Source organism: Polaromonas sp. P1_E11 (genome assembly GCF_056405995.1).
Genome location: NZ_JBFUBA010000001.1, coordinates 620402 through 633827 on the forward strand (window position 1 = coordinate 620402; position 13426 = coordinate 633827).

The following is a 13426-nucleotide window of genomic DNA, read 5'->3' on the forward strand; positions in this document are numbered from 1 at the left end:
GGCCGCTTTTAGATATCAAACAGGCCTGTAGATCAATGCGGACGAGCGCAGGCAGCTACTGATTTGATAGCGCCAATAAAAACGGCGCACAAGGCGCCGTCTTCGTTCCAGCCCCACGCAAGGGCCTCAGTGCGCGCCCGCAGCGGCATCCGCACTCCCCGCCCCCGCCTTGGTGTGCCGCGTCAAAAACACCAGCGGAATCAACAGCAGAAAGATCAGCGAGGAGGCATAGAACACGTCGTTGGCGGCCAGCATGTAGGCCTGCTGGTCGACCAGGCGGTTGATGGTGCCCAGCGCCTGGTCGGGCGTAAGGCCGGCGCCGGCCAGGCCTGTGAGGGCGCTGTTGGTGGCGGTGCTGCCCTGGTTCACGTATTCGCTGATCTGCGCGTGGTGCATGGCGGCGCGGTCTTGCCAGATGGTGGTGGCGATGGATGTGCCGAAGGAGCCGGCGGTGATGCGCACGAAGTTCGACAGGCCGGATGCTGCGGGAATCTTGTCGGGCGAGATGCCCGACAGCGTGATGGTGACCAGCGGGATAAAAAAGAAGGCCATGGCCACGCCCTGGATGATGGTCGGGATCATGATGGTGCGGAAGTCGGCCTGGGTGTTGAAGTTGGACCGCATCCACAGCACCAGCGCAAACACCATGAAGGCAAACGCGGCGAAGCGGCGCGGGTCTACCTTGGCGATGTTTTTACCGACCACGGGTGACAACAGCAAGGCAAACGCCCCGACAGGCGCCAGCACCATGCCGGCCTGCGTGGCGGTGTAGCCCATGTATTGCTGCAGCCACAGCGGCAGCAATACGACGTTGCCGAAGAAGAGGCCATAGCCCACCGACAGCGCCAGCGCGCCCGCCCAGAAGTTGCGCTTTTTGAACAGCGTCAGGTCGACCACCGGGTGCTCTTCGGTCAGCTCCCAGATCACGAAGGCAATCAGGCCGACCAGGGCGATGATGCCCAGCGCGATGACTTCACCAGAGTGGAACCAGTCGAGCTCCTGGCCCTTGTCGAGCATGATCTGCAGCGCGCCGACCCAGATGACCAGCAGCGCCAGGCCCACCGAGTCGATGGGAAGCTTTCGCGTGACGCTTTCACGCTTTCGGAAGATGCTCCAGGTGATGAAGGCGGCGCCAAAGCCCACGGGGATGTTGATATAAAAAATCCAGGGCCAGGAAATGTTGTCGGTGATCCAGCCGCCCAGCAGCGGCCCCATCACCGGCGCGATCAGCGTGGTCATGGACCAGAGCGCCATGGCCAGCCCCGCCAGTGCTTTCGGGTAGCTCGACAGCAGCAGTGCCTGCGACAGCGGGATCATGGGGCCGGCCACCAGGCCCTGCAGCACGCGCAGAAAAATCAGCGTGGTCATGTTGGGCGCCAGGCCGCACAGCCACGAGGTGATGACAAACAGGATGACGCTGGTGGTGAACAGGCGCACCTGGCCGAAGCGCTGCGACAGCCAGCCGGTGAGCGGCACGGCAATCGCGTTGGCCACGCCAAAGCTGGTGATGACCCAGGTGCCCTGGTTGGGGCTCACGCCCAGGTCGCCGGCAATCGCGGGCAGCGACACGTTGGCGATGGACGTGTCGAGCACATTCATGAAAGTCGCGGCCGACAGGGCCAGCGTGCCCCACAGGCGGGCAGAGCCCGTCAGCGGTGGCGGCTGGACATAGGCGGAGGCGGGAGCAGGTGCGGAAGCCATGAAAGCCTTGCGAATAAGGGGCTGGTGGAAACCGCTACGGAAAATCGCTGCGGTTGCGCGGGCCGGAGTGTGGGGTTGCGTGTGAAGCTGTGACTTACGGCGCCACGCGGTTGCCCGCCAGCGACAGCGTGTGGCTGAACGCGAGGCGCTGCGCGTCGGCGCCGGCCTGGGCCGGCGAAACAGCGCCGCCCTGCGGCAGGGCCGGCCTGACGGCGACGGCAGCCTTGGCCGGCTTCACGGATTTTCCGGTGTTGGCGGCGATGACGCGCTGCACGTCCTTGTCGGCCGCATCGTCCTGCGTGCCGTAAGTCTGACTGTGTGCCAGGGCGGCGTCGCGCGGCGCATCGGCCAGCGTCTTGCCGTCCTTGCTGCTCACGTCGACTTCGGCGTCCATCGACAAGCCCACGCGCAGCGGGTTGTCGGCGAGCTGTTTGGCGTCCAGCGCGATGCGCACCGGCACGCGCTGCACCACCTTGATCCAGTTGCCGGTGGCGTTTTGCGCGGGCAGCAATGAAAAGGCGGCACCGGTGCCGACGCCCAGGCCGGCTACCTTGCCTTTGTACTCCACCTTCTTGCCATACAGGTCGGCCACCAATGTCACGGGCTGGCCGATGCGGATGTTGCGCAACTGGACTTCCTTGAAGTTGGCGTCGACCCAGACCTGGTTGAGCGGGATGATGGACATCATCGGCGCGCCGGCAGCCACGCGTTGGCCAAGTTGCACCGTGCGCTTGGCCACATAGCCATCCACGGGCGCCAGCAGCGCGGCACGCTGTGTGGCCAGGTAGGCCTCACGCACCCGGGCGGCAGCAACCTGCACGCTGGGGTGTTGCTCGACGCTGGTGCCTTCGGTCAGGGCCTGGTTGCTGGTGAGTTGCTCACGTGCAGCCACCACACCGGCCTGCGCCGCAGCCAGCGCACTTTTGGCGGTGGCCAGCTGCGTCTGCGCGTGGTTGAGTTCTTCTTTGGACACCGCGCCGTTGCCGGTAAGCGACTGGCGGCGGTTCAGGTCGTCGCTGGCGCGGGCGATGTCGCTTTGCGCCTTGACCACATCGGCATCGCGCAGCGCGATCTGCGCGGCCAGCGTGCCGTTGTTGGCGTAGAGCGTGCGCACCTGGCGCACGGCCTGGGCCAGTGCGGCCTCGGCCTGCTCCAGCGCGACCTTGGCATCGGCCGGGTCAAGCTGCACCAATGTCTGGCCGGCTTTCACGAAGTCGGTGTCGTCGGCCATGATGGCCATGACGGTGCCGCCGATCTGCGGCGTGATCTGGATCACGTTGCCCTGCACATAGGCGTTGTCGGTGGACTCGTAATGGCTGGCCACCAGGTATTCATAGGCAGACCAGCCCAGCCCTGCAACGACCACCACGGCCGCAAGCGCCGTCAGCGCCTTTTTGCGTTTGGGGTTTCCTGCGGGCGGCTGTGCTGGTGCATCGGAAGCTGGGGAGTTGGTAGATGTTGTGTCGCTCATGATGGTGTCAGGGTGTTGGTTGATTCGGAACGATGCGTTACTTGCGTTTTGGCCGGCGCTTAATGCGCTGCGGGCAATTTTTCAGAATTAAAACCGGCTGTAGCCCAATCAGGACGAGCGCCAGCAGCTATTGTTTTTGTAGCACCCTGCGCTTGCGGCGCCTGCGCCGGGGCATTGCCGTAGCCGCCGCCCAGGGCGCGTATCAAGGCGACCTGCGTGTCGAGCGCGCGGGCCGAGAGATCTACCGCCAGGCGGCGCTGGGCCAGCACGCTGGTTTCGGCCGTCAGCACATTGAGGTAGGTACCCAGGCCGGCCTTGTAGCGCTGCACGGCGATGTCATAGGCGCCTTCTGCGGCTTCCTGCGCTGCGCGCTGTTCGGTTTGCTGGCGCGTGATGGCTTGCGATGACGCCACCTGGTCGGCCACATCGCGCACCGCATCGATCACGGCAGCGTTGTAGCTTTCCACTGCGGCATCCAGGTCGGCCGTCTTGCTGCGCAGGTTGGCACGCAGCCGGCCGGCGTCAAAAATCGGCAGGCGCAGGGCCGGCCCGACACCCCACTGCTGGCTGCCCGAGTCAAGCAGGCGGCCGAGGCCAATGCTGGAAAAACCGGCAAAAGCGACCAGGTTGACGTTGGGATAGAACTGGGTTTTGGCGTTGACCACGTCTTTGGACGAAGCCTCTACGCGCCAGCGCGCGGCGGCGATGTCGGCGCGCCGGCCCAGCAGGTCGGCAGGAATGGCTGTGGCGGTTGCTACGTTTTTGATAGCTGCTTGCGCAGGAAGAATAAGGGCTGCGGTGCCATTTGGCTTGCCAATGAGGGCGTCGAGCGCGTTGTGGGTGAGCGCCATCTGCTCCTGCAGGGTTTCGAGCTGCAGGCGCGCTTCGGGCAGGCCGCCTTCGCTCTGGCGCAGCTCCAGGCGGGTGTCCAGGCCGGCGTCGACGCGGTCGCGCACCAGCTTGAGGGTTTCGTCACGCTGGGCGAGTGTTCGACGGGCCACAGCCACCTGCTCATTCAGGCGGACCAGCTGAAAGTAAGTGCGGGTCACATTGCTGGCCAGCAGCAAGCGTGCGGCCTGCGCGTCGGCTTCAGCCGCGCTGGCGGTGCCCAGCGCGGCGTCCAGCGCGGCGCGGTTCTTGCCGAAAAAATCAAGCTCCCAGCTCACCGCGAGCTGCGCCGTACCGCTGTTGCGGATGGAGCCAGCCAGTGGTGCGGGCACCGCGCCATTGGCGGTGTACTGCTGGCGCGTCAGGTCCAGTTGTCCGGTGACCTGCGGCAATGTGGCGGCATCGGCAACCTCGGTGACGGCCAGCGCGCGCGCCAGACGGGCCTGCGCAAGCTTCAAGGTCGGGCTGGTTTGCAGGGCTTGGTCAACCAGGCTGTTGAGCTGCACATCGCCAAACTCGCGCCACCATTCGGCGGCCAGTGGCGCCTGGGCCGGCGTTTGGCTGGCGGTGTCGGCAGCCAGGCCGAGCGAAGGCGCGTCACGCAGGCTGGAATGCGGTGCGATGCCCGACATGTCGGCACAGCCGGTGAGGCCGGTTGCCATCAGGCCCACGGCCACCACGCTAGCGGCGGCCACCAGGGCCATGCGGAAAGAGGCGCGCCAGAGCGGCAGGCGCGGCTCGGCGTGTTCGGACTGGTTCACCGAAACGCAAGCCGAGGCGGAAGCGGATGCGCTGCAGAGGGTGTTGCTGTTATTTGTCATCTTTTTCATTCGCTGCTTGAAGGGCTTGAAGGGTCTGCGCTGTTTCAAGGATGCGGCGCAGGTAGCCTTTGAGGTTTTGCCACTCCTCGACCGTGAAGCCGGCCAGGTGGGCGTTTTGCACACGGCTGAGCACCGCGGGGATTTCTTTTGCGGCTTCGCGGCCTTCGGGTGTCAGTTCGATATTGACCACGCGCCTGTCTTCGCTGGAGCGGATGCGGCGGCAAAAGCCCTTGGCTTCGAGCCGGTCAAGCAGGCGGGTCATGGAACCGGCGTCGAGCTGGCACACGCGGGCCAGTTCAGCCACCGTGGAGGCCTTCCCGAGGTAGATCTTGAGCATGGGCACCCACTGCGCGTTCGTCAGGCCCTGGGGCTCCAGTTCGCGCGTGACCTGCTGGGAGACGCTGTTGAGAATCTGGCGCATCAGCGCGCCGGTGCTTTGCCCGGCGTCGTAATCGGTCGCGCAATAAAACTCGGCCGGCAACCCGCACAAGGGAGTTGAAGGAACTGAGGTCGCTGGCGGACGGGTGGATTCGGGTTTCATGGATGCGAATAATACATGCCTAGACAAACATTGTCAAGGCTGTGTTTGTACAGACATCTTTTATGGCTAAACTCCCCGCATGGCTACTTCTTCCCTTTCGAATGCGCCCAAGGGCGCGCCCCGCTCCCTTTCCGGCCTCGTTCCCTTCCTGCGTCCCTACCGGGGGCGGATTGTTCTGGCGATGTTTTTCCTGGTGATGGCGGCCGTTGCCACGCTGGTGTTTCCGCTGGCCCTGCGCAGCCTGATCGACGGTGGGCTCAGCGCTGCAGACAAGGGCCAGCAGCTGATGGCGCTGCGCACCCATTTCTTTGAACTGTTTGGCGTGGCGGCGGCGCTGGGCCTTTTTTCGGCAGGCCGCTTCTATATGGTGAGCTGGCTGGGCGAGCGTGTGACCGCAGACCTGCGCAACGCTGTCTACGCACATGTGGTGCGGCAAAGCCCGGAATTTTTTGAAACCACGCAAACCGGCGAAGTGCTGTCGCGCCTGACAGGGGACACAACGCTGGTGCAGACGGTGGTGGGCTCCTCGCTCAGCATGGGCCTGCGCAATGCAGTCATGGGCGTGGGCGCGCTGGGCATGCTGGTCTATACCAACCCTTACCTCATGGTGCAGGTACTGGTGGTGCTGGTGTTGATCGTCGCGCCCTCGGTCTGGTTTGGCCGGCGTGTACGCAAGCTGTCGCGCGCCAGCCAGGACCGCGTGGCCGACTCCAGCGCGATTGCCGCTGAAGTGCTTAACGCCATTCCGGTGGTGCAAAGCTACACCGCTGAAGGCCGCGAGGCCGCGCGCTTTGATGCGTCAACGACCAATGCCTTTAACACCGCGATTCGCCGCACCAGGGCGCGCTCGGTGCTGGTGGCTTTCATCATCATCGCCACGTCGGCGGCGCTGCTGTGGGGCCTGTACCAGGGCACGCAGGCGGTGATGCGCGGGGACATCACGGCGGGCCACCTGGGCCAGACAGTTGTTTACGTGATCATCCTGGCCAGCGCGGCGGCCGTTCTGGGCGAGGTCTATGGCGACCTGCTGCGGGCGGCCGGCGCCACCGAACGGCTGATGGAGCTGCTGACGTCGCGTTCACCCGTGGCATCACCGGCCAAACCGGTTCCCGCACAAGTCACGCGGGCCGGGAGCGCTGTGAGGTTTGACGCTGTGACGTTTCACTACCCGTCACGGCCAGCGCAAGCTGCATTGACAAACTTCTCGCTGAGCGTGGCGCCCGGCGAAACGGTGGCCATTGTGGGGCCCAGCGGCGCGGGCAAGAGCACGGTGTTTCAGTTGCTGCTGCGGTTTTACGACCCGGCTTCAGGCCGCATCGAACTGGATGGCGTGCGCACTGCCGACATGGCACTGCACGATTTGCGGCAGCGCATCGGCATCGTGCCGCAGGACGCCGTCATCTTCTCGACCAGCGCGCTGGAAAACATCCGCTACGGCAAGCCCGAAGCCACTGATGAACAGACCCGTGCAGCGGCCAGGGCGGCCTTCGCGCATGAGTTCATCACCGCCCTGCCCGAGGGCTACGACACCTTCCTGGGCGAGCGCGGTGTGCGCCTTTCCGGCGGCCAGCGCCAGCGCATTGCGATTGCGAGGGCGATGCTGAAAAACGCCCCACTGCTGCTGCTGGATGAAGCCACCAGCGCGCTCGATGCCGAAAGCGAACGCATGGTGCAGGCGGCCCTGGAGTCGGCCATGAAGGACCGCACGACGCTGGTGATTGCGCACCGGCTGGCCACTGTGCAGCAGGCTGACCGCATCCTGGTGCTGGACCACGGGCAGCTGGTTGAGCAAGGCACGCATGCCGAGCTGGTGAACCGCGGCGGCGTTTATGCGCGGCTGGCGGCGCTGCAATTCACGGTGTGACGGCCTTGGCATGTGCGGGCTTCCCGGCTTTCGCCGCAGCTCCGGCGGCCATCAAAGTCAGTGATATGCATTATTTGCATAGATTTTGCTCAACAATGCCTTGGACTATTTAGACCGGGGCTCTTAAGCTCCGTGCATTGATTCTTCCCGCAGACTTTCCCGCAAGAAATCCCACAAGGAGCTTTTTCAATGTCACACGCAGCCTCTTCCGTCCCCACCCCCGCCGGGTCTCACCCGCTTCCGTCTTACCTGCAGGCGGACAACCTGGGCCCCTGGGGCAACTACCTGCAGCAGGTAGACCGTGTCATTCCGCACCTGGGCAGCCTGGCGCGCTGGGCTGAAACCCTCAAGCGGCCCAAGCGTGTGCTGATCGTGGACGTGCCGATTCACATGGACGACGGCACCGTGGCGCACTTTGAAGGCTACCGTGTGCAGCACAACGTTTCGCGCGGTCCCGGCAAGGGCGGCGTGCGGTTCCACCAGGACGTCACACTGTCGGAAGTGATGGCGCTGTCGGCCTGGATGTCGGTCAAGAACGCTGCAGTGAACGTGCCTTACGGCGGTGCCAAAGGCGGCATCCGCGTCGACCCGAAGAAGCTTTCGCGTGGCGAGCTGGAACGCATGACGCGCCGCTACACCAGCGAAATCGGCATCATCATCGGCCCTAACAAGGACATCCCGGCGCCGGACGTCAACACCAACGACCAGATCATGGCGTGGATGATGGACACCTACTCGATGAACACCGGCTCCACCTCAACCGGCGTCGTTACGGGCAAGCCAGTCGACCTGGGCGGCTCGCTGGGCCGGCGTGAAGCCACGGGGCGAGGTGTGTTCACCGTGGGCACCGAAGCGGCCAGGCACATTGGCCTTGATATCAGTACCGCACGGGTCGCCGTGCAGGGCTTTGGCAATGTGGGCGGCGTGGCGGGCAAGCTGTTTGCCGAAACCGGCGCACGCGTGGTCGCGGTGCAAGACCATGGCGGCACGATTTACCGCGAAGCCGGCCTTGATGTGCCGGCGTTGCTGCGCCATGTGGAAGCCAACGGCAGCGTGGCCGGATTCACCGGAGCCGAAGTCATTGCCAATGACGCGTTCTGGGACGTGGAGTGCGACATCCTGATTCCGGCCGCACTTGAGCAGCAAATCACCGCAGCTAACGCTGGCCGCATCAAGGCGCGCATGATCATTGAAGGCGCCAACGGCCCGACGACACCTGCCGCCGACGATATCCTGCACGACCGCAACGTGCTGGTGCTGCCGGACGTGATCGCCAATGCCGGCGGCGTGACCGTCAGCTACTTTGAATGGGTGCAGGATTTTTCCAGCTTCTTCTGGGACGAAGAAGAAATCAACAAGCGCCTGGTGAAAATCATGAAAGACGCCTTTGCCGGTGTCTGGGCCGTGGCGCAAGACCAGAAGGTCAGCCTGCGCACCGCCACCTTCATCGTGGCCTGCAAGCGAATCCTGCACACGCGCGAGTTGCGCGGCCTGTACCCCTGAGTTGCCGACCCAACGCGGAGGTCAAGCTCCGCGGACGTTTTTTTTCAAGCAGGGGCCGCGGAACCGGCTTCGCCGGGCCGCAGGCGCAGCGGCCCCCTCGGGGGGCAGGGAGTTACGCGAAGCGAACGACCGTGGGGGTCATTACTGCAACGTTTCCTTGATCCCAGGCAGCGAAGGCAAGGGCATGACGTCGATGCCCTCCTCTATCAGTTCCACAGCTTCGCGCGCACTGGCCTGGCCGCGAATGCTGCGCGCTTCAACTTCACCATAGTGCATGCGGCGGGCCTGCTCCGCGAACTGGCTGCCGACATCTTCGGTATGCGTCATCACATGACGCAAGGCCTTCAGTAATGCGGCCTGCTCTGCATGATTCTTTGCGGCCGGCATACCCGCCATGGCGTTGGCCTCGCCTTCGGCGACCCGCACCGGGTTCGGAATGGCAACTGATGAAGACGCAGCGGCCTGGCCACCTGCACTCGCGATGTCATGGCCGCCCAGGTTGAGGCGTGGTGCGCTGGGAAGTTTCTGGATGCTTTTGTCGGCGCACAGCGGGCATTCGATCAGGCCGCTCGACAGCTGGGCCTGGAAGTCGTCCTCGGACGCAAACCAGCCTTCAAATGAATGCTGGTGCGCGCACTGGAGATTCAGGACTTTCATGGCCGGATTATCGCCGGGGGATCAGGGGGTTGCAGCTTGCCAGTCCAAAGCCCACGCGCCGGACAGCACGTTTTGCAGCCACAGCACGCCTGTCAATGTTTTTGCGTCCGTGACCTCGCCGCTGGCGCACCAGGCAAGAAGCTCAGGGAGTGTTGCCGTAAAGACGTCCAGAAACTCCCCGGCATCCAGCTTGCGCTGACCAAGGGTCAGCCCACGCGCAAACCAGATGTCAATGAATTCGGTGGAATAGGAGATCACCGGATGCAGCACACCCGCCCTCGCCCACTCGCGCGCGGCGTAACCGGTCTCCTCCAGCAGTTCACGCTGCGCGCAGGCCAGCGAGCCTTCGCCCGGATCGAGCTTGCCCGCGGGGAACTCCACCATCACGGCACGCATGGGGTAGCGATACTGGCGCTCCAGCACCAGACGCCCGTCGTCCAGTTGGGCCACGATCATCACGGCACCGGAGTGAATGACGTATTCGCGCGTTGCCTGGTTGCCATCAGGCAGCCCGACGGTGTCACGCCTGGCATGCAGGAAATTCCCTTTCAGGATCTCGAGCGAGTCGATGCAGGTCTCGACGAGGTGCGCGTTGGCGGCAACACCCGCTTGATCAGGATCGGAGGATTCGCTCATGGGCGGTGCTTGAACAGATAGCGCCAGGTGAATCCGGGAAACGCAAAGGTGATGAAGAGTGTGCCGGTGATGGCATAAAACTCCCAGCCTTGCGGTGCAATCTGGCCGCTCCGCTGCTCAAGGTATAAGCCCACACCGCCGACAATCAGGTACCACACCACCAGCTCTGCGGCCCTGATCGCCAGGTTTTTCGGCAACTTGAGTGCGTAGACCGCGAACAGGCGATTGCTGATGAAAGGCAGGTTGGCTGCCAGCAAGGCCAGCAGCACGACCAGCCAGACTGAAGCAGTTTGGGTCATGGCAGGGGTCAGCTACCCAGTGATTTGACGATGCTGCTGATGGACTGCGCGCACAGGGTCATCAGGCCGCCAGGCATGATGCCCAGGATCAGGATGAGGGCGCCATTGATAGCCAGCACTGCCTTGGCATCTGCCGGCGCAGAAACCGGCTGGGCGTTGTGGGTGAGTGGTGCATCAAAGTACATGACCTTCACCACACGCAAGTAATAGAAGGCGCCTACCAGCGACATGATCACCGCAAAAATGGCCAGCACGATGTAGCTGGTTTGTTGCGACGAAATCAGCGCCTGCAGGACGGACAGCTTGGCATAAAAACCCACCAGCGGCGGCAGGCCGGCCAGCGAGAACATGCTGATGGCCATCACGCCGGCGTACAACGGGCTGCGCTGGTTCAAGCCGGCCAGATCGACGATCTCTTCGGACTCGTGCCCGGCGCGTGCCAGCAGCATGATGATGCCGAAAGCACCCAGGGTGGTGAGCACATAAGTCAGTGCATAGAACATCGCTGCGCTGTAGGCCGATTCGGTGTTGAGCTGGTTGCCGTTGACCACGCCTGCCAGCAGGCCGAGCAACAGGAAACCCATTTGCGAGATGGTGGAGAACGCCAGCATGCGTTTGAGGTTTGATTGGGCAACGGCTGCGAGGTTACCCACCAGCAGCGAACCAATCGCCATCAGTCCCAGCATCTGCTGCCAGTCAATTGCCAGCGGCAACAGGCCTTCGACCAACAGGCGGATACAGATCGCAAAAGCCGCGAGCTGCGGCGCTCCACCGATCAGAAGGGTCACGGCCGTAGGCGCACCCTGGTAGACGTCAGGCAGCCACATATGAAAAGGTACAGCGCCCAGTTTGAAGGCCAGGCCAGCCACGATGAAGACCAGGCCGAAGATGAGAACCTGGTGCCTGACCTGGCGGCTGGCAATGGCGTTGAACACCTCGTTGAGGTCCAGGGAGCCGGTCGCACCATACAGCATCGAAAGACCATACAGCAGGAAACCCGAAGCCAGCGCGCCCAGCACAAAGTACTTCATGGCGGCTTCGGTGGCAGTGGCGTTGTCGCGACGCAGGGCCACCAGCGCATAGCTGGACAGCGTCAGCAATTCCAGGCCCATGTAGATCACCAGGAAGTTGTGGCCCGAGATCATGACGAACATGCCAAGCAGCGCGAACAGGCTCAGCGTGAAGAACTCACCGCCGCGCAGCATGTCGCGATCTGCCGCGTAAGGGCGGCCGTAGACCAGCGTAATCATCACGGTGATACAGGCAAAGCATTTGAGCCAGCCGCCCATTGGGTCGCTGACAACCATGTTGCCGAAACCATAGAAGGTCTGGCCTCCAGATGCGTAGGCAGCCTCCATGGCCGCCACGACGGCCAGGGTCAACAGCGTGAGCACGTAGGTCAGCGTACGCTGCGGCGTCTTGACGCCCAGGTCCACCAGCGCAATCACGCAGGCCATGGTCAGGAGGACGATTTCCGGATAAACCGTGATCCAGGAGAGTTTGTCAATCATCTGAATTCTTTGTAGTTGCGTCGGTTCATCTTCAGTTCAGTTTGGAGGCTGCGACATGCTTGAGCAGGTCCGCCACTGAAGTATTCATCACATCGGTAAACGGCTTGGGATAGATGCCCATGTACAGCACAGCGATAGCCAACAACGCCAGCATCAGGAATTCGCGGCCGTTGATGTCGACGAGTGCCTTGACGTCGTCATTGGCCACGGGGCCCAGGTAAACGCGCTTGTACATCCACAGGGTGTAGGCTGCGCCAAAAATAAGTGCTGTTGCCGCCGCGCCGCCTATCCAGAAGTTGTATTTGACGGCGCCCAGGATGACCATCCACTCGCCGACAAAACCAGCCGTAGCCGGCAAGCCGCAGTTGGCCATGGCAAACAGCAGCGCAAAAGCCGCAAACTTGGGCATGGTATTGACGACACCGCCATAGCTGGCGATTTCCCGGGAATGAACGCGATCGTACAAAACGCCGATGCACAGGAACATGGCGCCCGACACAAAACCGTGGGCAATCATTTGCACGATGCCGCCGGAAACGCCCAGGTCATTGAAGATGAAAAAACCCAGGGTGACAAAGCCCATATGGGCCACTGACGAATAAGCCACCAGCTTTTTCATGTCCTGCTGCACCAGTGCAACCAAACCAACATAGATGACAGCAATCAAGGATAGGGCAATCATCAGCCAGGACCATTCATGCGCGGCATCCGGGGCTATTGGCATCGAGAAGCGCAGAAAGCCGTAAGCGCCCAGCTTCAGCATGATGGCAGCCAGCACGGCCGAGCCACCGGTGGGGGCTTCAACGTGCACATCGGGCAGCCAGGTGTGGACCGGCCACATCGGCACCTTGACGGCGAAGGCCGCGAAGAAGGCGAAGAACAGCAATGTCTGCACCGTGCTGCCCAGCGGCAGTTTGTGCCAGGTCAGGATGTCGAAACTGCCACCCGACTTGTTGTACAGGAAGATCAGTGCCACCAGCATCAGCAGGGAACCGAGCAGTGTGTACAGGAAAAATTTGAACGCCGCGTAGATCTTGTTGGGGCCGCCCCAGATACCGATGATCAGGTACATCGGGATCAGCGTGGCTTCGAAGAACACGTAAAACAGAATACCGTCCAGCGCGGCAAACACGCCGATCATGAGCCCGCTGAGAATCAGGAAAGAAGCCATGTACTGGTTGACACGCGTGGTGATGGCTTCCCAGCTGGCGATGATGACCACCACATTGATGAAAGCCGTCAGCAGCACAAACCACAGTGATATGCCGTCCACACCCACGTGGTAATTGACATTGAACCGCTGGATCCAGCTGCCCTTTTCGACAAACTGCATGGCCGATGTGTCCAGCTGAAAACCGCTGTACAAAGGCAGCGTCACCAGGAAACTGACGACCGCGCCTATCAGCGCGACCCAGCGAACGCTGCGCGCCTGCTCGTCACGGCCCAGCGCCAGCAGAACCACGCCGAAAACAATCGGCGTCCAGATCGCAAGACTCAACAAACCCATTCTTGTTCTTCCTTGATTTTGTTGAAC

General features: G+C 62.8%; 11 protein-coding genes. 2 read left to right on the top strand and 9 right to left on the bottom strand.

All coding sequences use genetic code 11. From position 1 onward, the window contains the following. Window positions 1-126: 126 nt before the first annotated feature. The 4 genes from AC1D11_RS03110 to AC1D11_RS03125 form a co-directional block, all read right to left on the bottom strand. On the bottom strand, window positions 127-1701 hold the full coding sequence (locus tag AC1D11_RS03110; protein ID WP_477648140.1) for a DHA2 family efflux MFS transporter permease subunit: 1575 nt from the start codon (window positions 1699-1701) through the stop codon (window positions 127-129). Between the two features lie 94 nt (window positions 1702-1795). Further along, window positions 1796-3172 carry an EmrA/EmrK family multidrug efflux transporter periplasmic adaptor subunit gene (locus tag AC1D11_RS03115; RefSeq protein ID WP_477648139.1) on the bottom strand — a complete coding sequence of 459 codons (1377 nt, stop codon included), beginning with the start codon at window positions 3170-3172 and terminating at the stop codon, window positions 1796-1798. 59 nt (window positions 3173-3231) lie between these two features. Next, entirely contained in the window at window positions 3232-4764 is a 1533-nt protein-coding gene (locus AC1D11_RS03120) for an efflux transporter outer membrane subunit (protein ID WP_477648151.1), read from the bottom strand. 106 nt (window positions 4765-4870) lie between these two features. Further along, window positions 4871-5422 (bottom strand): MarR family winged helix-turn-helix transcriptional regulator, encoded by a 552-nt coding sequence (locus tag AC1D11_RS03125; protein ID WP_477648138.1) that lies wholly within the window; start codon window positions 5420-5422, stop codon window positions 4871-4873. Between the two features lie 79 nt (window positions 5423-5501). Between AC1D11_RS03125 and AC1D11_RS03130 the strand changes: the two genes are divergently transcribed. After that, window positions 5502-7286 (top strand): ABC transporter transmembrane domain-containing protein, encoded by a 1785-nt coding sequence (locus tag AC1D11_RS03130; RefSeq protein WP_477648137.1) that lies wholly within the window; start codon window positions 5502-5504, stop codon window positions 7284-7286. Window positions 7287-7475: 189 nt separating this feature from the next. Continuing rightward, window positions 7476-8789, top strand: coding sequence for a Glu/Leu/Phe/Val family dehydrogenase (locus AC1D11_RS03135; RefSeq protein WP_477648136.1), 1314 nt, complete (start codon window positions 7476-7478; stop codon window positions 8787-8789). A gap of 141 nt (window positions 8790-8930) precedes the next feature. Here AC1D11_RS03135 and AC1D11_RS03140 read toward each other — a convergent pair whose 3' ends face one another. Genes AC1D11_RS03140 through AC1D11_RS03160 form a run of 5 tightly spaced genes read right to left on the bottom strand, consistent with a single transcriptional unit; the run spans window position 8931 to window position 13399 of the window. Continuing rightward, window positions 8931-9446, bottom strand: a complete 516-nt coding sequence (locus AC1D11_RS03140) for a DUF1178 family protein (protein ID WP_477648135.1) — start codon at window positions 9444-9446, stop codon at window positions 8931-8933. Window positions 9447-9467: 21 nt separating this feature from the next. After that, window positions 9468-10082, bottom strand: coding sequence for an NUDIX domain-containing protein (locus AC1D11_RS03145; RefSeq protein ID WP_477648134.1), 615 nt, complete (start codon window positions 10080-10082; stop codon window positions 9468-9470). Beyond that, entirely contained in the window at window positions 10079-10381 is a 303-nt protein-coding gene (locus AC1D11_RS03150; RefSeq protein ID WP_477648133.1) for a DUF2818 family protein, read from the bottom strand. Before AC1D11_RS03150 ends, AC1D11_RS03145 begins: the two co-directional genes overlap by 4 nt. Window positions 10382-10389: 8 nt before the next feature. Then, window positions 10390-11892 (bottom strand): NADH-quinone oxidoreductase subunit NuoN, encoded by a 1503-nt coding sequence (gene nuoN, locus AC1D11_RS03155; protein WP_477648132.1) that lies wholly within the window; start codon window positions 11890-11892, stop codon window positions 10390-10392. Window positions 11893-11923: 31 nt separating this feature from the next. After that, window positions 11924-13399 (bottom strand): NADH-quinone oxidoreductase subunit M, encoded by a 1476-nt coding sequence (locus AC1D11_RS03160; protein WP_477648131.1) that lies wholly within the window; start codon window positions 13397-13399, stop codon window positions 11924-11926. Window positions 13400-13426 lie beyond the last annotated feature (27 nt).